The organism is Micromonospora sp. NPDC023737 (genome assembly GCF_040639715.1).
Classification (GTDB): domain Bacteria; phylum Actinomycetota; class Actinomycetes; order Mycobacteriales; family Micromonosporaceae; genus Micromonospora.
The window spans coordinates 73,274-91,819 of the sequence record NZ_JBFAAL010000003.1; the positions used below are offsets into that span (position 1 = coordinate 73,274).

At 71.3% G+C, this 18,546-nt stretch carries 16 protein-coding genes and 1 pseudogene; 16 read left to right on the forward strand and 1 reads right to left on the reverse strand.

From position 1 onward, the window contains the following. The first annotated feature begins 1 nt into the window (after position 1). The 15 genes and pseudogenes from AB0F98_RS09125 (at position 2) to AB0F98_RS09195 (ending at position 16,265) form a co-directional block, all read left to right on the forward strand. Positions 2 to 1,642, forward strand: a complete 1,641-nt coding sequence (locus AB0F98_RS09125) for a cation acetate symporter (RefSeq protein WP_357731165.1) — start codon at positions 2 to 4, stop codon at positions 1,640 to 1,642. A 133-nt stretch (positions 1,643 to 1,775) separates the two neighbouring features. Further along, on the forward strand, positions 1,776 to 2,540 hold the full coding sequence (locus AB0F98_RS09130; protein ID WP_357731168.1) for an ABC transporter ATP-binding protein: 765 nt from the start codon (positions 1,776 to 1,778) through the stop codon (positions 2,538 to 2,540). Next, positions 2,525 to 4,219, forward strand: coding sequence for an ABC transporter permease (locus AB0F98_RS09135; protein ID WP_357731173.1), 1,695 nt, complete (start codon positions 2,525 to 2,527; stop codon positions 4,217 to 4,219). Before AB0F98_RS09130 ends, AB0F98_RS09135 begins: the two co-directional genes overlap by 16 nt. Positions 4,220 to 4,282: 63 nt before the next feature. Continuing rightward, positions 4,283 to 4,813, forward strand: a pseudogene (locus tag AB0F98_RS09140) (flavin reductase family protein); the annotation flags it as partial. 161 nt (positions 4,814 to 4,974) lie between these two features. Then, positions 4,975 to 5,337 carry a DUF485 domain-containing protein gene (locus tag AB0F98_RS09145; RefSeq protein ID WP_357731176.1) on the forward strand — a complete coding sequence of 121 codons (363 nt, stop codon included), beginning with the start codon at positions 4,975 to 4,977 and terminating at the stop codon, positions 5,335 to 5,337. Further along, positions 5,315 to 6,988, forward strand: a complete 1,674-nt coding sequence (locus tag AB0F98_RS09150) for a cation acetate symporter (protein WP_357731179.1) — start codon at positions 5,315 to 5,317, stop codon at positions 6,986 to 6,988. The genes AB0F98_RS09145 and AB0F98_RS09150 overlap by 23 nt, the downstream gene beginning before the upstream one ends. A gap of 170 nt (positions 6,989 to 7,158) precedes the next feature. Next, positions 7,159 to 8,166 (forward strand): NAD-dependent epimerase/dehydratase family protein, encoded by a 1,008-nt coding sequence (locus tag AB0F98_RS09155; RefSeq protein WP_357731181.1) that lies wholly within the window; start codon positions 7,159 to 7,161, stop codon positions 8,164 to 8,166. Positions 8,167 to 8,213: 47 nt separating this feature from the next. After that, positions 8,214 to 9,467 carry an LCP family protein gene (locus AB0F98_RS09160; protein WP_357731184.1) on the forward strand — a complete coding sequence of 418 codons (1,254 nt, stop codon included), beginning with the start codon at positions 8,214 to 8,216 and terminating at the stop codon, positions 9,465 to 9,467. 202 nt (positions 9,468 to 9,669) lie between these two features. Continuing rightward, positions 9,670 to 10,884 carry an LCP family protein gene (locus tag AB0F98_RS09165; RefSeq protein WP_357731187.1) on the forward strand — a complete coding sequence of 405 codons (1,215 nt, stop codon included), beginning with the start codon at positions 9,670 to 9,672 and terminating at the stop codon, positions 10,882 to 10,884. A 199-nt stretch (positions 10,885 to 11,083) separates the two neighbouring features. Continuing rightward, positions 11,084 to 12,022, forward strand: a complete 939-nt coding sequence (locus AB0F98_RS09170) for an LCP family protein (protein WP_357731190.1) — start codon at positions 11,084 to 11,086, stop codon at positions 12,020 to 12,022. 59 nt (positions 12,023 to 12,081) lie between these two features. Continuing rightward, the gene (locus AB0F98_RS09175; protein WP_357731193.1) at positions 12,082 to 12,417 is read left to right on the forward strand and encodes a rhodanese-like domain-containing protein; all 336 of its coding nucleotides are present in this window, start codon (positions 12,082 to 12,084) and stop codon (positions 12,415 to 12,417) included. 9 nt (positions 12,418 to 12,426) lie between these two features. Then, entirely contained in the window at positions 12,427 to 13,221 is a 795-nt protein-coding gene (locus AB0F98_RS09180; RefSeq protein WP_357731196.1) for a glycerophosphodiester phosphodiesterase family protein, read from the forward strand. 84 nt (positions 13,222 to 13,305) lie between these two features. Further along, complete coding sequence (locus AB0F98_RS09185; RefSeq protein ID WP_357731199.1) at positions 13,306 to 14,763, forward strand: ATP-binding protein; 1,458 nt, start codon at positions 13,306 to 13,308, stop codon at positions 14,761 to 14,763. Between the two features lie 34 nt (positions 14,764 to 14,797). Then, positions 14,798 to 15,238 (forward strand): ATP-binding protein, encoded by a 441-nt coding sequence (locus AB0F98_RS09190; protein WP_357731202.1) that lies wholly within the window; start codon positions 14,798 to 14,800, stop codon positions 15,236 to 15,238. A gap of 142 nt (positions 15,239 to 15,380) precedes the next feature. Further along, the gene (locus tag AB0F98_RS09195) at positions 15,381 to 16,265 is read left to right on the forward strand and encodes a DUF5926 family protein (protein ID WP_357731205.1); all 885 of its coding nucleotides are present in this window, start codon (positions 15,381 to 15,383) and stop codon (positions 16,263 to 16,265) included. Between the two features lie 16 nt (positions 16,266 to 16,281). On the opposite strand, the gene AB0F98_RS09200 is transcribed toward AB0F98_RS09195, so the two are convergent. After that, positions 16,282 to 17,493: an arginine deiminase gene (locus AB0F98_RS09200; protein WP_357731208.1), complete on the reverse strand. Its 1,212-nt coding sequence runs from the start codon at positions 17,491 to 17,493 to the stop codon at positions 16,282 to 16,284. A gap of 162 nt (positions 17,494 to 17,655) precedes the next feature. On the opposite strand from AB0F98_RS09200, the gene AB0F98_RS09205 reads away from it, so the two are divergent. Continuing rightward, positions 17,656 to 18,393, forward strand: coding sequence for a hypothetical protein (locus tag AB0F98_RS09205; protein WP_357731210.1), 738 nt, complete (start codon positions 17,656 to 17,658; stop codon positions 18,391 to 18,393). Positions 18,394 to 18,546 lie beyond the last annotated feature (153 nt).

The window sequence follows — 18,546 nt, forward strand, 5'->3', positions numbered from 1 at the left end:
AGTGGAGAACGGCCTCGTCGTACCGGCGATCGTCGCGGTCACCCTGCTCACCGTCGGCATCGGCTTCTACGGGCTGCGGCTGGCCCGGACCACCTCCGACTTCCTCGTCGCCTCCCGGGCGATCAGTCCGACGTGGAACGCGGCCGCGATCGGCGGGGAGTACCTGTCGGCGGCGTCCTTCCTCGGCGTCGCCGGACTGATCCTCAAGTACGGCGTGGACGTGCTCTGGTATCCGGTCGGCTTCGCCGCCGGCTACCTGGCCCTGCTGCTCTTCGTGGCCGCACCGCTGCGCCGCTCCGGAGCGTTCACCCTGCCGGACTTCTGCGAACTGCGGCTGGGCTCCCGCCGACTGCGCATCCTCGCCACCGCCTTCGTGATCTTCATCGGCTGGCTCTACCTGGTGCCGCAGCTCCAGGGCGCCGGCCTCACCCTCGCCACGATCACCGGCTCCGCCTACCCGGTCGGTGCCGTGCTGGTGGCCGTCGTGGTCACCGCGAACGTGGCGCTGGGTGGCATGCGGGCGATCACCTTCGTCCAGGCGTTCCAGTACTGGCTCAAGCTGACCGCGCTCGCCGTACCGGCGATCTTCCTGGCCCTCCAGTGGCAGGCCGACGCCCGGCCGGCCGTCGCCCCGCCGGACGGGCCGTTGTTCCGGACCGCGACCAGCGTCGTGGTCGAGCATCCCGCGAACCTCACGTTCCCCGACGGCGAGATCCGGGCGGTACGCCCCGGCGAGACGATCTCCTTCGACGCCGGCGACCCGGTGCCGGAGGTGGCCGGCGTGACCATCGACGCCGCCGACTGGCTGCTCCCGAGCACGGCCGGGGCAGACGACCGGGGACTGTTCGCCACGTACTCCCTGATCCTGGCCACGTTCCTCGGCACCATGGGGCTGCCACACGTGCTGGTGCGCTTCTACACCAATCCGGACGGCGCGGCGGCCCGCCGCACCACCCTGGTCGTACTGGCGCTGGTGGGCCTGTTCTACCTGCTGCCCACCATCTACGGGGTGCTCGGCCGCATCTACACCCCGCAGCTGCTGGTCACGGGGCAGACCGACGCAGTGGTGGTGCTTCTGCCGGAGGCCGCCCTCGGCCACGGAGCGACCGGCCGGCTGCTCGCCGCACTCGTGGCGGCCGGCGCGTTCGCCGCCTTCCTCTCCACCTCATCCGGCCTGCTCACCAGCGTGGCCGGGGTGATCTCGACGGATGTGCTCGGACGCGGCTCGGTACGCGGTTTCCGGCTGGCCACCGTGATCGCCGGCACCGTGCCCGCGATCCTCGCGTTGAACGTCTCCGGGCTGGACGTCTCACAGGTGGTCGGGCTCGCCTTCGCCGTCGCCGCGTCCAGCTTCTGCCCGCTGCTGGTGCTCGGCATCTGGTGGCGGGGGCTGACCGACCTCGGTGCCGCCGCCGGGGTGCTCGTCGGCGGCGGCGCCGCGATCGCGGCCGTGCTGGTGACCGTGGTCGGCCCGCCGTTGTCCGGTTGGCCGGCGACGCTCGTGGCACAACCGGCCGCGTGGACGGTGCCGTTGGCGTTCACCGTGACGGTCGTGGTCTCGGCGGCCACCCGGCGGCGCGTACCCGCCGACGTCGGCGCCACCATGCTCCGCCTGCACGCCCCGGACACCCTGCGCCTCTGACCGGGAACGGCCGCTCGCCGTCTGACGGCCGGGTCGCAGCACGCCGGAAGCGGGACCGGTACGCCCTCGGGATGACGGAAGGTCATCCTCGCGCGGGACCACCGGGTCGCGCCGGAGGGATAGGTTCTGCTGCATGACCGATGAGCACCCGGCGCTGTCCCTTCGTGGCCTGGCCAAGCGGTTCGACGGCAAGGTGGCGGTGGCCGGCGTCGACCTGGACGTACCGGCCGGTTCCTTCTACGGCCTGCTCGGGCCGAACGGCGCCGGCAAGACCACCACGCTCTCCATGGCCGTCGGGCTGCTCCGGCCGGACGCGGGTCAGGCCCGGGTGCTCGGCCAGGACGTCTGGGTCGACCCGGTCCGCGCGAAGCAGCTGCTCGGCGTGATGCCCGACGGCGTACGCCTCTTCGACCGGCTCAGCGGCGCGGAGCTGCTGGCGTACCACGGTCTGCTGCGCGGCATGGACCCGGCGGTGGTCGACCAGCGGACGGCCGAGCTGCTCGACGTGCTGGCGCTCACCGACGCGGGCCGCACGCTGGTGGTGGACTACTCGGCCGGCATGAAGAAGAAGATCGGCCTGGCCTGCGCGCTGCTGCACGGGCCCCGTCTGCTGGTGCTGGACGAGCCGTTCGAGGCGGTCGACCCGGTCTCGGCGGCGCTGATCCGGGACATCCTGGCGCGCTACGTCGCCAGCGGCGGGACGGTGATCTTCTCCAGCCACGTGATGGAGGTCGTGGAGCGGCTCTGCTCGCACGTGGCGATCCTGGCCGAGGGCGCGATCAAGCGGGTCGGCACGATCGACGAGGTACGCGGGAAACGCTCGCTCGAGGACGTCTTCGTCGAGGTCGTCGGCGGCCGGACGGCGACCGGTGAGGAGCTGGCGTGGCTGTCGAACTGACCGCGCCGGCGGTGCCGGCCCGCCGGGTGTCCGCCCGGCACTTCGTCCGGCTCAAGCTGCGCGTGATGGGCAACAACTTCCGCGGTCAGGGCTGGCGGATCGCTCTCTTCGTGGCCGGCGCGCTGGTCGGGCTCTGGCTCGCCGGTACCGGCTTCGTCGTGTTCGCCACGCCCGGGTTCGCCGACGGCGGCCGGTACGCGCCGATGGTCGCCGCGTTCGGCGGCGGCCTGCTGGTGCTCGGCTGGCTGCTGCTGCCGCTGGTCTTCTTCGGCGTGGACGAGACGCTCGACCCGGCCCGCTTCGCGCTGCTGCCGCTGCCGCGCCGGACGCTGGTCACCGGGCTGTTCGCGGCCGCCCTCGTGAGCGTGCCGGCGGTCGCGACGCTGCTGGCGCTCTTCGGGCTGGTGGCCACCGCCGGCGCGCTGGGCGGCTGGTCTGCGGCCCTCGTGCAGGTGGTCGGCATACTCGCCGGGGTGCTGCTCTGCGTGGCCGCCGCCCGAGCGGTCACCAGCGCGTTCGCCTCCATGCTGCGCTCGCGCCGGGTCCGCGACCTGGCCGCCGTGCTGCTCGCCGTCGCCGCCGCGCTGCTCGGCCCGTTGCAGCTGGTCGGCATCTCGGCGCTGCAGGAGACCGACTGGGACAGTCTCACCGGGGTGTCGGAGGTGGTCGGCTGGACTCCGTTCGGGGCGCCCTGGACGGCCGGCATCGACGTGGCCGAGGGCCGAGCCTGGGCCGCGCCGATCAAACTGCTGATCACCGCGCTCGCGTTGCTGGCGCTGGTCGGCTGGTGGTCCCGCTCGCTGGAGTCGGCGATGGTGGGCGCGGCGAGCACCGGAGGCGCCCGGGCGAAGAGCGACCCGACCGGCGGCGCGGTCAGCCAACTCTTCCCGCGTGCCGCCGGGTGGGCCCGGCGTGACCAGTTCGGTGCGCTCGTGGCGCGGGAGGCCCGCTACTGGTGGCGGGACGCCCGCCGGCGAGCCAACCTGATCACCATCGCGGTGGTCGGCATCTTCGTCCCGGTGCTGGTCAACCTCGGCGGGGCCGGGTTCACCATGAACAGCGGGCAGGGCTTCGGCCAGGGCAGCGCCGAGCCGTCGGCCGGGCTGGTCAGCCTCTCCATGCTCTTCGTGGGCGTGGTCGCCGCGGTCACCCTGGCCAACCAGTTCGGTTTCGACGGCAGCGCGTACGCCGCGCACGTGGTGGCCGGCGTACGCGGCCAGCAGGAGCTGCGGGCCCGGATGACGGCGTTCTCGATCTACGTGGTGCCGATGCTGGCGGTGGTCTCGATCGTGATCGCGGTGGTGCTCGACCGGCCGGGGTGGATCGGGCTGACCGCGGGCGGCCTCTTCGCCAGCTACGGCGCGGGGCTGGCCGTGAACAGTTTCGTCTCGGTGCTCGGCGCGTACGCCCTGCCGGAGACGAGCAACCCGTTCGCGTTGAACAGCGGCGCCGGCGTGGCCAAGAGCTTCCTTACCATGCTCGCCATGCTGGTCACGGCGGTGGCCGCCGTGCCGATGGTGGTGGCGGCCGCGCTGCTCGGCGACGTCTGGCACTGGCTCGCCCTGCCGGTAGGTGCGGCTTACGGACTGGGTGCCGCGCTGCTCGGCGCCTATCTGGCGGGGGACGTCCTGGACCGCCGCCAAGCGGAGTTGCTGGCGGCGGTCACCCCTCGTCGCTGACGCCGGGTCTCGACGGTGACGCTCGGCCCGTACAGCGGTACCCGATCCGGCACCGCGGGCACAATGTTTCACGTGAATCATGAGCCCGGAGCGGAGATCCACCACACCGATCCGTTCGCCGTACCGGCCGGTCAACGCTCGCCCGCGCGTCGGCTGCGAGGCCGCCTCGCCTCGCCGGTCACGCTCTGGACGGCACCCGGCCCCGCCGGGCTGACCGTGTCGTCCACCCTGGTCGCCGAGGGTGAACCGGACCGGCTGCTCGGCCTGATCGACGCCGAGTCGGACTTCTGGGCGGCGGCCGAGTCGGCCGGGCGTTTCGCGGTGGCGCCGCTGGGTCCGGTGCACCGGCAACTCGCCGACCGTTTCGCCGGCCTGTTCCCCTCCCCGGGCGGGCTGTTCGCCGTCGGCGCCTGGACGGAGACGCCGTACGGTCCGGTGCCGACCGACGCCGGCGGGTGGGCCGGCTGCCGGCTCGACGGCGCCCGGGAGTACGGCTGGGCGCTGCTGGTCGAGGCGACCATCGAGGCGGTGGACATGGTCGAGGAAACGGCGCCGCTGCTGCACTACCGGGGCCGCTACCGAGAGCTGACCTGACGACCACCGACCGCTCAGCGGGGTGACCTGAGTCACTCGGCGCAGCCATCCCGCCGTTCGGCGCAGCCGCCGACCGACGGCGATCTCGGCCTTCCCCGCCGGGGAGCGCGCTTTCTAACGTGCGCGAAACCCCCGACGCCTGTGAAGGTGGTGATCCACAAATGTCCACGGACACACCCACGCCGGCCGCGTCCGCGCCCGACCGGTACCTCGCCGTGCAACGGTCGGACGAGTTCGCCGGCCTGCGTCGCGCCCTGCGCGGCTTCGTCTTTCCGATGACCGTCGCGTTCTTCCTGTGGTACGCGCTCTACGTGATCCTCTCCGCGTACGCGCGGGACTTCATGGGCACGAAGCTGATCGGCAACATCAACGTCGCGCTGGTCTTCGGCCTGCTCCAATTCGTGTCCACGTTCCTGATCGCCTGGCTCTACTCCCGGCACGCCGACCGGAAGATCGACCCGGTCGCCGACCGGATCCGCGACGAGATCGGGGAGGTGGCCCATGGATCCGGTCCTCGCGGCTGAGGCGGGCGGCACCACCGCCCGCAACCTGACCATCACGCTCTTCCTGATCTTCGTAGCGGTGACCCTGGCGATCACCATCTGGGCCAGCCGGCAGACCAAGACCGCCACCGACTTCTACGCCGGCGGCCGTTCCTTCTCCGGCTTCCAGAACGGCATGGCGATCGGCGGCGACTACATGTCGGCCGCCTCGTTCCTCGGCATCGCCGGCCTGATCGCCCTCTACGGGTACGACGGCTTCCTCTACTCGATCGGGTTCCTGGTCGCCTGGCTGGTGGCCCTGCTGCTCGTCGCGGAGCTGCTGCGCAACTCCGGCCGGTACACCATGGCCGACGTGCTGGCCTTCCGGATGCGTCAGCGTCCGGTGCGTACCGCCGCCGCGGTCTCCACCATCACCGTGTCGATCTTCTATCTGCTGGCCCAGATGGTGGGCGCCGGCGCGCTGGTCGCGTTGCTGCTCGGCATCAAGCCGGGCACCACGTTCCTCGGCATGGACGCGGACGCCGCCAAGATCGCCACCATCATCATGGTCGGCGCCCTGATGATCATCTACGTCACGGTGGGCGGCATGAAGGGCACCACCTACGTACAGATCGTCAAGGCGTTCCTGCTCATGAGTGGCGCAGTGGTCATGACGCTGCTGGTGCTCGCCCATTACAAGTTCAACCTCTCCTCGCTGCTCGGCGACGCCGCGGCGTCCTCCGGTAAGGGCGAGAACTTCCTCAGGCCCGGGCTCCGCTACGGGGTCGAGGTCGCCGGCAACGCGACGCAGACCTTCTACAACAAGATGGACCTGCTCTCGCTCGGCATCGCCCTGGTGCTCGGCACCGCCGGCCTGCCGCACATCCTGATCCGCTTCTACACCGTCCCGACCGCGAAGGCCGCCCGCAAGAGCGTGCTCTGGGCGATCGGCATCATCGGCACCTTCTACCTGCTCACCCTGGCCCTCGGCTTCGGCGCGGCGGCCCTCGTCGGCGGCGAGGCGATCACCGCCCAGGACAAGGCCGGCAACACGGCAGCCCCCCAGCTGGCCCAGGTGCTCGGGGCGGACTTCCTCGGCGGCGACCTCGGCGGGGCCACCCTGCTCGCGGTCATCGCCGCGGTAGCGTTCGCCACCATCCTCGCCGTGGTGGCCGGGTTGACCCTGGCCTCCTCGTCGAGCCTCGCGCACGACTTCTACGCCAACGTGCTGAAGAACGGCACGGCGTCGGAGCGGCAGGAGGTCCGGGTCGCCCGGATCTCCGCGCTGGTGATCGGCGCAGTCTCGATCGCGCTCTCCATCTTCGCCCAGAACCTGAACGTGGCGTTCCTCGTGGCACTCGCCTTCGCGGTGGCCGCCTCCGGCAACCTGCCGGCCATCCTCTACAGCCTCTTCTGGAAGCGGTTCAACACCTCGGGCGCCGTCTGGGCCATCTACGGTGGCCTGCTCGCCGCGGTGGTGCTGGTCTTCTTCTCGCCGGTGGTCTCCGGAGCACCGACCGCGATGTTCCCCGACCACGACTGGCAGTGGTTCCCGCTCTCCAACCCGGGCCTGATCTCCATCCCGTTCGGCTTCCTCTGCGGGTGGCTCGGCACTCTCGTCTCGAAGGAACGTGACGAGGAGAAGTACGCGGAGCTGGAGGTGCGGTCCCTGACCGGCGCCGGCGCGCACTGACCGATCACCGAGAAGGGCACCCACCGGATGCGCACTCCGTCCGGGGGTGCCCTTCTCGACGCCCGATCGCCCAGGGGAGCGGGCGGTGCCGGCCGCCGGACGGCCATCGTGTCGTCTCGACTCAATGGCCGGGGGCTGAAGATCCGGCGACGCTAAGTAAGCTGACCGCCATGAAGGTCGCACCCCGCTTCGGCTCCGGTCACCGAATCCTCGTCACCGGCGGTGCCGGCTTCGTGCCGTCGCACCTGGTAGACGCCCTGATAGCGCGCGGTTGCACGGTGGTCGCGCTGGACAACTTCGTCACCGGGTCGAAGGAGAACGTCGCCCACCTGCTGGACACGCCGACGTTCACGCTGGTCGAGGCGGACATCTCCGACGGGCTGCCGGCGCATCCGGCCCTGGCCGAGCGGTTCGACGCGATCCTGCACATGGCTTCCCCCGCCAGCCCGACCGACTTCGAGAAGCTGCCGGTGGAGATCCTCCGGGTCGGCTCGGTGGCAACCCTGCACCTGCTCGATCGAGCGGTCACCGACGGCGCCCGGTTCCTGATGGCCTCCACCTCCGAGGCGTACGGGGACCCGAAGGAGCACCCGCAGCGCGAGTCGTACTGGGGCAACGTCAACCCCATCGGTCTGCGCAGCGTCTACGACGAGGCCAAGCGCTTCTCGGAAGCGGCGACCATGGCGTACCACCGCAGCCGGGGGCTGGACACCGCGATCGTACGGATCTTCAACACGTACGGTCCGCGGATGCGGCCGGACGACGGCCGGGCCATCCCCACCTTCATCTCCCAGGCGCTACGCGGTGAGCCGATCACGGTGCACGGGACCGGCGACCAGACCCGGTCGATCTGCTACGTGGAGGACCTCGTCCGGGGCATCCTGCTGCTGCTCGACTCCACCGAGACCGGCCCGATCAACTGCGGGACCGAGCACGAGATGAGCATGCGCCAGCTCGCCGAGACCATCATTTCGCTCAGCGACAGCAGCTCCGAGGTGACGTACATCACTCGCAGTGCGGACGACCCGGAGATGCGCCGACCTGACCTGACCCTCGCCCGGAAGCTGCTCGGTTACGAGCCGACCGTGACACCCGAGGACGGCCTCCGGCGCACGATCGAGCACTTCCGCAGCCGCGTGTTCCAACCCTCGACGGGCAGCCCGCCGGACGGAACCTGAGTGTCGCCTGAGGGCGGCGCTGGCCCAACGTACGTACCCTGACTTACATGTCAGCCACCTCGTCCGCCGCCGGCTCGCACCCCTACCTGCACCGCAGCTCCGGACGTGCGCCGGCGCCCGGCTCCGGGCGCGCATCGGTTCCCGGCACCGCGCGCGGGACCACCGCGCGCGTCCGGGCGTCCGACGGGTACCGGTCGTACGACGAGGTGCCGCTGGGTGGCGGGCCCGGTGGCCCGGGCGGGCCGGGAGGTCCTCCCGGCCCCGGGGGCGGGGGCGGTCGACCGGGCCGGCGTGGGCCGCGGCCAAGGTGGGGGCGGATCGCGCTCGTGGTCGGGATCGCCGTCCTGGTGCTCGCGTTGATCGGCGGCGTCGGCGCCTGGCTCTACGTACGCAACCTCGACAATGATCTGGCCCGGACGGACCCGTTCTCGGAGATCACCGAGGGACGGCCGACCAAGACGGTGGAGGGCGCGCTCAACATCCTGCTGGTCGGCAGCGACTCGCGGGACCCGGACGCGCCGGTCGACCAGGCCGGCAAGTGGCGGGCCGACACGATCATCGTGATGCACATCCCGGCCGACCACCGGGAGGCCTACCTGGTCTCCATTCCGCGTGACCTGTACGTGCCGGTACCGGAGAGCGCCGGCGCCGACTGCGGCTCCGGACGGCGGGCGAAGATCAACGCAGCCTTCGCCTTCGGCGGTCTGCCGCTCGCGGTGCGCACCGTCGAGTGCTTCACCGACGTCCGGATCGACCACGTCATGGCGATCGACTTCGCCGGCTTCAAGCAGGTCACCGACGCTCTCGGCGGGGTCGACCTGAACGTCGAGCGCACCGTCACCTCGATCCACAAGCCGTACCGGACGTTCACCAAGGGCATGAACCACATGAACGGCACCGAGGCGCTGGACTGGATCCGGCAGCGCAAGCAGTTCCCGGACGGGGACTTCGCCCGGATGCGGCACCAGCAGGAGTTCCTGCGCGCTCTGATGGACAAGGCGGCGAGCAGCGGCACGTTGAGCAGCCCGAGGAAGCTGAACGCCTTCCTCCAGTCGGTGACCGACGCCGTCACCGTCGACCAGGGCTTTTCGTTGGTCGACATGGGATTGCAGTTCCGCAACCTGCGAGGTGAGAACCTGACCTTCGTGACCAGCCCGAACTCCGGCAGCGACATGATCGACGGAGAGTCGGTGGTGGTCTCCGACCGGGAGAAGGCCCTCGCGATGTACCGGGCCATCTCGGCCGACACGATGGCCGACTGGGTGAAGGCCAACCAGCAGAAGAAGAGCGACGGCGGCTGATCAGCCGTTCGCCGGGGGTTGACGGCCCGGCGTCGACGAGAAGTTTCCAGTTACTGAAAGCCAGCCGCCGATCGGTCGCTGTCGATCTGGCTGATCAGTCAGTATGCCTGGTGTTGCGGAATTTCCGCCTTGGCGAACTCGCCAGGACCGCAAAGTATCCGTACAGTGGTCCCGCCCCCCGACAACGCGAGCTGGAGCACGCATGCCGGTTCAAGCCAGCCGTCGCCCTCCGTCGCTGGATCGCTCTCGTCCGTCCGCCGGCGGTTCCGCGGCCATACCCTCCCAGGCCCGTGCCCACGGTGCCGACCCGATCGCGCCCAAGAAGCGCACACGGCGAAAGGACCCGCTCTGGGCCCGACTCACCGTGGTGTTCGGCGCGGTGCTGATGCTGACCAGCGGCGTAGCGATCGTCGGCAGCAAGGCATTGATCAGCCAGGCGACTGGCGGGATCGCACAGCGCAACCTGCTCGGCGACGCCGGCAAGACCGACGCCGAGGGCGGCGCGAGCCTGGACGGCCCGATCGACATGCTGCTGCTGGGCGTGGACGCGCGGGAGCGGTGGGCGGCTGACGACGTCCGGTCGGACTCGATCATCGTCCTGCACATCCCCGCCACGCACGACCAGGCCTACCTGATCTCCGTCCCGCGGGACACCGAGGCGCACATCCCCGCGTTGAAGAAGGCCGACTGGAACGGCGGCACCGAAAAGATCAACGCCGCCTTCCAGATCGGCGCCCGCAACGGCGGCGGCTGGGAGGGCGGCGCCCAGTGGATGGCGAAGACCATCAAGGAGCTCACCGGGGTGAGCTTCGACGGCGCCGCGATCATCAACTTCGGCGGCTTCAAGAACGTGATCGAGACGCTCGGCACGGTGCGGATCTGCGTCAAGCAGGAGGTCGAGTCGATCCACATGTCGTACGTGGACGGCAAGCCGATGTGGAACGCGGACGCCAAGAAGACCGGCAAGCCGATGAAGCCGGTGGTGCACAAGAAGGGCTGCCAGGAGATGGAGGGCTGGGCGGCGCTGGACTACGCGCGGCAGCGCAAGACCCTCACGAACGGCGACTACGACCGGCAGGCCAACCAGCAGCAGCTGATCAAGGCGATGGCCCGCAAGGCCACCGACAAGGGCATGCTGACCAACCCGCTCAAGCTCCAGCAGATCGTCAAGGCGGCCGGCCAGGCGCTCGTGCTGGACACCGGCGGCGCCAAGATCGAGGAACTCGCCTTGACCATGCGCGGCGTGACCGGGAACGAGCTGATCATGCTCAAGACGAACGCCGGTACCTTCAACGGCAACGGCAGCGGCCGGGAGGTCTTGAGCGAGGACACGCTGGAGATGTTCAAGGCGGTCAAGGAGGATCGGCTCGCCCAGTACGTCTTCTACCACCCCGAGGTCATCTCGAACCGGAAGTGACAGCGGAGTCGGCAAAACGGACCAATTGGCGTGGCCCCACCCGTAGCCTGATCGTGAGCAGGACTCACGTCGGCAACTGGGAGGGGCCACGTCCAGTTCGGGCCGGGACGACGGGGGGCGGACCGAGGCGGACAACGCGGCCGCCAGGCCACGCCGCGCCCGCTGGCCCCGGGTCCTGCTGGGATTCGGCCTGACCCTCGTGGTGCTGGCCGGGCTCACCATGCTCGGACTCCACAAGCTCACCGACCGGTACGACCGCACCGTGCTCAAGGAGCACCTGCTCGACGCCAGCGCCCGGAACGAGCACCCCGACCTGGACGGCCCGCTGAACTACCTGCTGATCGGCACCGACCGGCGGCCGGGCGACAACACCACCGAGCAGCGCGCCGACACGATCCTCATCGTGCACGTGCCGACCGGGCTGCGGGAGGCGTACCTGGTCTCCATCCCCCGCGACCTGCTCGTCGCGATTCCCGCGGGCAACGGCTACGCCGGGGGCGAAGACAAAATCAACTCCGCGTTCGAGCACGGTCGGGGCGGCGAAGCAGGCGCCCAACTCCTGTCGGCCACGCTGACCCGGCTGACCGGGGTCCGTTTCGACGGCGCCGCCCTCGTCGACTTCGCCGGCATCCGGCAGGTGGTCGACCTGCTCGGCGGCGTCCGGATGTGCGTGGAACGCGAGGTCCGCTCGATCCACACGAAGCGGGTGTTCAGTCCCGGCTGCCGGCAGATGAACGGTGCCGAGGCGCTGGACTACGTCCGGCAGCGCTACGACCTGCCGGCCGGCGACTACGACCGGCAGCGCCACCAGCAGCAGCTACTCCGGGCGATGCTGGACCGGGCCGGCGAGACCCGGCTACGCAGCAACCCGATCAAGCTCGACCAGGTGATCCGTGCCGTCGGCAGCTCGCTGACCGTGGACACCAACGGGGTGGCCCTGGAGGACCTGCTCCTCGCCCTCCGCGGGCTGCCCCCGGACGCGCTACGCGGCGTACAGGTACCGTCGCACTCAGAGATCATCAACGAGGTGTCGTACGTGGTGCTGGAGAACAGCGGCAACGGCCTGTTCGACGCCGTGCGCGGCACCCGGATGCCGGACTGGACCCGGGCCAATCCGCGCTGGGTGGTCCGGCTGTGACCGCGCCGACGTCCCGGACCCCGCCAAACTCCCTCGACGAGGATCTAGGCTTGGTAGCCGTGTTCGGATCCCAGGTACCCACAGTGACCGTCGCCGAGATCACCGACGACACCTACCTGCTCGACGTCCGCGAGGACGACGAGTGGGCCGCCGGCCACGCGCCCAACGCCCATCACCTGCCGATGATGGAGCTGCCGGCCCGGCTGTCCGAGGTGCCCGACGACCGGGACGTGGCCGTCATCTGCCGCTCCGGCGGCCGCTCCGCCCAGGTCGTCGCGTACCTCACACGCAACGGTTGGGACCAGGTGCGCAACGTGGCCGGCGGCATGGGCGAATGGGCCTCCGCCGGGCGCCCGGTGATCGGCGAGAACGGGCAGCCCGGCCGGGTGCTCTAGGCGGCCGGGATGGGCGACCAACCTCTCGTCTTCGCGCACCGCGGCGCCTCGTACGACCTGCCCGAACACACCCTCGCGGCCTACCTGCGCGCGCTGGCCGAGGGTGCCGACGGGCTGGAGTGCGACGTACGGCTGACCCGCGACGGGCACCTGGTCTGCGTGCACGACCGGCGGCTGGATCGCACCAGCAACGGCCATGGCCTGGTCAGCGCCCGCACCCTCGCCCAGTTGGAGGAGCTCGACTTCGGTTCCTGGCACCCCGGGTGCGTACCGGGCGTGGGGGACGAGCCGCCGGACGACTCGCACACCCGGCTGCTCACGCTGGAGCGGCTGCTCGACGCGGTGCTGGCGGCCGGTCGGCCGGTCCGGCTGCTGATCGAGACGAAGCACCCGTCCCGCTACGGCCGCGACGTGGAACGGCGACTGGTCGCGCTGCTGCGCCGCTACGGGCTGACCGAGCCGAAGCCGGACGATCCGGTCCAGGTCACCGTGATGTCGTTCGCGCCGTTGGCCGTACGCCGGATCCGGGACCTCGCCCCCGCCCTGCCCACCGTGCTCCTGCTCGAGGTGCTGCCGCGGTGGATGCGGCTCGGCCGCCTGCCGTTCGGCACCCGCGTCGCCGGGCCGGGCATCGCGCTGGTACGGGCCCGCCCGCAGTTGCTGCCGGCACTGCGAGCAGCCGGCAACCAGGTGTACGTCTGGACGGTGAACGAGCCCGAGGACCTCGACCTCGTGCTCACCGCCGGGGTGGACGGCATCATCACCGATCGGCCTGGGCAGACCCTGGCCCGTCTCGGCCGCTGACCGGACGAGCTGGCGGACGCGGCCCCGACCTGAGGGGTCCGGCCGGGGGTGCCCAAAATCGGGCCGACAGGGCACACTCGGGACATGCCGGAGCGCATCGATTTCGCCGCTCTCATCGCCGGCCACACCGTCGTGATCGAGATGATCAACTCTGGTGACGCCGGACTTCCCGTCCTCACCCAACTCCTCCGGGTGGCCCAACCGGCGCTCGGCGCGGCCGCCACGGCATTCGTCGAGTTCGGGCCGACCGGTGGGCGGGTCATCTCCGCGACGGGCGCCGCCGAATGGACCGTGGGCCGCCCGCTGCCCGCCACCGACCCGGCCACCGTCTGCCTGCTCTCCGGTCCCCGGGTGCAGCAGATCCGGACGGACCAGCTCGCCGGCACCTTCCCCGGCGAACTCGCCGACCGGGGCCTGCGCCGGATGGTCGTCTCCCGGGCGGAGATCGGCGGCCACACGGTCGGCAGCCTGCACGTCATCTACGCAGACGACTCCGACGAGCCGGACGGGGATCACCACGCGGTGATCGCGTACCTCGCCTCCTGCATCGCCCACATGTACGGCGACCAGACCGGGCTGCCGGTGCACGGCGACGGCCCGGTCGTCGCGGCGCTCGCCGACGGGCTCGCCGTGGTCGACCGCGACGGGCGCGTACGGCTCTGGAACCCGGCGGCGGCTCAGGTGACCGGACAGGCAGCGGCCCAGGCGCTCAGCCGACCACTGCCGTTCCCGATCCCCCCGTCCGGCCAGGTGCTCGACCACCGCCTGCCGGACGGTCGCTGGCTACGGGTCACCTCCGGCGACGTACCCGGTCTCGGCGCCCTGCGGGTGGTCACGTTCCGCGACATCACCGACCAGCAGCGCCGCGACCACGAGCGTGACCTCTTCGTGGCGGTGACCAGCCACGAGCTGCGTACCCCGGTCACCGTGATCAAGGGGTACGCGGACACCCTGACCGACCACTGGGAGTCGCTGACCGACGCCGACCGACGCCAGGCCGCCCGGGTGATCGGCCAGCGGTCGAACGAGCTGGCACGGCTGCTCGACCGGCTGCTCTCCTCCGCCGCCGAGGCGGGGCCCGGCGACGAGCCGCCCACCCCCTTCGACCTCGGGGACGCCCTGCGGGCCGCGGCCGGCGACCTTCCCGCCGAGCTGCGCCACCGAATCACCCTCGACCTGCCGACCGACCTGCCCAAGGCGCTCGGGCACCGGCCGAGCCTCGCCACCGTGCTGACCGAACTGGCCACCAACGCCGGAAAGTACTCCGCAGCGGACTCGCCCATCGAGATCAGCGCCCGGCCGGACGGTCAGATGGTCGCCTTCCGGGTCAGCGACCAGGGCATTGGTATTCGGCCGGAGCATGTCGAGCGGGCCTTCGACCGGTTCTGGCAGGGCGAGTCCGGAGACCGTCGCGGCTATCCGGGAGCCGGGCTCGGTCTCTATCTCGTCCGCAGGATCGTTGAACAGCAGAACGGATGGGTATCCCTCAGACCAAGGGCCGGTGGCGGTACGGTCGCAGAGGTGCGGCTGCCGCGCGGATGACCGGCGACGGCACGGGGGGCGTGAAGGGGCGACGGTGGCGACGGGAAAGGGCGAACGGGCCTGGTGCGTGGTGGTTCCCCATCACGCCAGCGGGGCGCGGCTGGCTCGGCACCGGCTCGCCGACGAGCTGACCGGTCTGGTGCCACCGACGCTCCTGGCGGATCTGGTCGCGGTACTGGCCGAGTTGGTGGGCAACGCGGTCCGGCACGCGCGCCCGCTGCCCGGCGGGGTGGTGCGGGTCGCCTGGCGGCTGCGTGGGCCGGCCGACGCCCCACGGATCCAGCTGCGGGTCACCGACGGCGGGTCCGGTGAGGGTCCCCGGATGCGGGCGGCGAGTCCGGACGCCGCCGACGGCCGCGGGCTGCACATCGTCTCGGGCCTCGCCAGCCGGTGGGGAGTCGAGCTGGACGGGCTCGGGCAGTGTGTCTGGGCCGAGTTCGAACCCACCGGCGCCGATCTCCTCGTCACCGGCTGAGCCTCAACCTTCGCCAGGGCCCGTCCTCGGCACGTCCGGTCCGGACCCGGCCAGCGGTGGCTGCGCGACCACTACGGTCGGGCCGCCTCCCGGGGCGGGTCGTCCCCACAGCGGTCCCACCGGACCTCTAGGCTGTCTCGCCGTGAGCAAGCGTCGAAAGAGCCAGCGGGCCGCCGAGACCACCCCGAAGCGCGAGAAGGTACGCGACATCTTCGTGCCGCGCCCGTTCGAGGGGCTCGTCGACGAGCCCGAGTGGATCGCGCTGCGCGAGCTGGTACCGGCCGCGTCCGCGCCGCTGCGGCTCGCTCCCGCGCTGGTGGAGGAGTTCGGTGAGCGGCAGGTGACCCTGGCCACCGTCCTGCCGCTGGCCGCTCCCGCGACAACGAAGCCGGACGGGCGGGTGCTCATCGGGCTACAGCGTCACATCCAGTCCGGCGACGTCTCCCGCGACCTCGCCGAGGCGCTGCTCTGCGCGCTGCGTACGGAGCCGGGCGACCCCGTGTCGGTACCGCCGCTGCCCGGACCGGGCGCGCGGTTGCAGGACATCCTGGTGGACGGGCCGCTGGAGATCAGCATGCACGACGGGTTCGATTTCTGGCTGGACCCGGGTGCGACGGAGGACCCGAACGTGCAGGCGTCCCTGGAGCGGGCCAACGCCGCCATCTACCCGACGGTGCGGCTGAGCGCCGCGAAGGCGGCGTACTGGTGCCAGGTGCCGGAGAAGGCACACGTGCGCTGGGTGCTGCCGGAGGACGAGGACGCGGCGTTGGACGCGCTGGCTCGGCTCGGCGCCGCCGGCACGCTGCCGCTGGGTGACGACACGCGGTTCGCCGGCATGTTCCGGGCACACGGCCGGCTGGTGCCGGTCTGGGACCTGCCCGAGCGGACGCCCGCCACCGAGTGGGAGGAGCCGGTGGCACAGTTCGCCAAGCGGTACGCCGACGCGCTCGCCGACACCACTCCGCTCGACGCCGCCGGACGCCGGGCCCGGCAGGGTCTGCTCGGCCGGCAGCTCACCCTGCGCTGACCCGGTAGCGGGCCGGTCAGCGCTGCAACGGCTCCCGCACCATCGGGCAGGACATGCAGCGGGGGCCGCCCCGGCCCGAGCCCAACTCCGATCCGGCGATCGGGATCAGCTCGATGCCGGCCCGTTCCAGCTGGGCGTTGGTCTCCACGTTGCGCTCGTACCCGACGCAGAGCCTCGGCGCCAGGGCGAGGGTGTTGTTGCCGTCGTCCCACTGTTCGCGCTCGGCGGTGACCGGATCCAGCCCGGTGTCGATGACCCGGAGCTGGTCGATGTCCATGGCGTCCGCGGCGGCCCGCAGGAACGGTGCGGGGCCGTCCACCCGCGGGTCGTCGCCGTCCGCGCCGGCGATCACGGTGTACGCGGACAGCGCGTCGGCGACGTTCGGGTACATCAGCACGGCGTCGACGTCGACCATCGTGCAGACCGTGTCCAGGTGCATGGTGGCGCGCTTCTGCGCGACCGGCACCACCAGGATGGTGTGCGCCAGTCCGGCGGCGAAGACCTGCCGCCCGAGCCGTTCCGCGCCGGCCGGCGTGGTCCGTTCGCCCACTCCGACGGCGATCACCCCCGGCGCCAGCAGCAGCACGTCGCCGCCTTCCAGGTGCTCCAGACCGGGTTGGTAGACGAACTCGGTGCCCACGAAGCGCGGATGGTGGCGGTAGATGGCGTTCGTCAGGGTGCTCTCCCGGCGACGGGCCCGCATCGCGAGGCTGGTGACCCCGACCCGGTCCCTGATCCAGAGCGAGGAGTCCCGGGTGAAGAGCAGGTTCGGCAACGGTTCGATCACGAAGTCGTGCCGGTCCATCAGCGTGTAGACGAGGCCTCCCGGCCGCTCCGGGCTGATCCGCAGTTCCTCGTGGGCGAGGCCGGCGATCAGCACGTCGGCGAGCGCCGCGGGGTCGAGGTACGCCAGGTGCTCGGCGACGCGGGCGCGCAACGTGTCGCCCAGCCGGGGCGAGCTCAGCACCTGCTCGGTGAGTTCGGCGCGGGCATCGGCCACCGCCAGCGTCTCGGCGAGCAGGCTCGCGAGGTAGAGCACCTCCACCCCGCGCTCGCGCAGCGCTGCCGCGAAGGCGTCGTGTTCCTCCTGGGCGCGCCCAACCCATGGGATGGCGTCGAACAGGAGCGAGTCGTTGTTGCGGGGTGTGAGGCGGGCGAGTTCCGGGCCGGGACGGTGCAGGAGCACGGTGCCGAGCCGTCCGACCTCGCTGTCCACATAGTGGGTCACCCTTGGCAGCGTAGGGCAGGGTTTGGCGGTATCCGGGAAAAGAAGAGCGGATGAATATGGCATTCATCCACAGTCACTCCGGCGCTCCACCTTGCCGAGCCCCGGGAGTGGCGACGTAGGGTAGTGAGGACATAACCGAGGGACCTTTTGCCGGAGGTCGCGATGACTGTCTTTCCCGCTCGCCGAGCCGCACCCACCACCCGGGCGCTGCCTGGCACGGTGCCACACCCCCGGGCGGAGTCGCCGGGCGTTCTCGATCCGGTCCGTCCCAGACCGTTCGAGTGGGCCCGCCGTCGGCGGGCGGAGCGTGGTGCTCGACGCCTGGAGGCGGCGGGAGCCCGTGCCGTCGGGCAACTCGACCACCTCGGGCCGGCATGGCACGTCATCGAGTGGCCCCGCACCGACGCCGCCGACATCCTGATCGACGGTACGCAGGACGATCGCGCCGGTTTCCTGGCCATCGGCCCGAGCGGTCTCTTCGCGGTCACCGTCGCCGATCACGGCCGGGCCCGGGTGCTGGTCGCCGGTGACGTGGTCCAGATCAACGGCAAGCGCCCGCCGTACGTGGCCGAGGCCCGGCGGGACGCCAAGCGGGCGAGCAAGGCGCTCTCAGACGCGGTGGGCCTGCAGATCCCGGTGACCCCGGTGCTGACCTTCGTCGGCTCCGGGGTCATCAGCGTCTACGGCCTGCCCAAGGACTGCCTCATGGCCACCCACCGAGAACTGGACCGGCTGCTCGTCGCGGGCGGCAACCGGATCAGTCCCGTCACCGCCGAGAAGCTCTCCCGGGTGGCGCAGCACCCGAGCACCTGGCTGAACGGCACGTACCGCCCGGCGGCCGACTACCGGTGGTACGAGGACGGCCGAACGGCCGCTGACAAGCCGGCGAACCGCCGGTAACGTCTTCGGCGACGTCTCGTGGGCCGGTCTTCACCGGTGCCGCGGGTCCGTGCCGCGACCACTGGTCGCCCGCGCTGCTCCCGCAGCGACGGCGGCCGGCGGCCGCGGTGCGGTCGCCGACCGGCTAGCGTGGACAGTCCGTCGGTGTACATA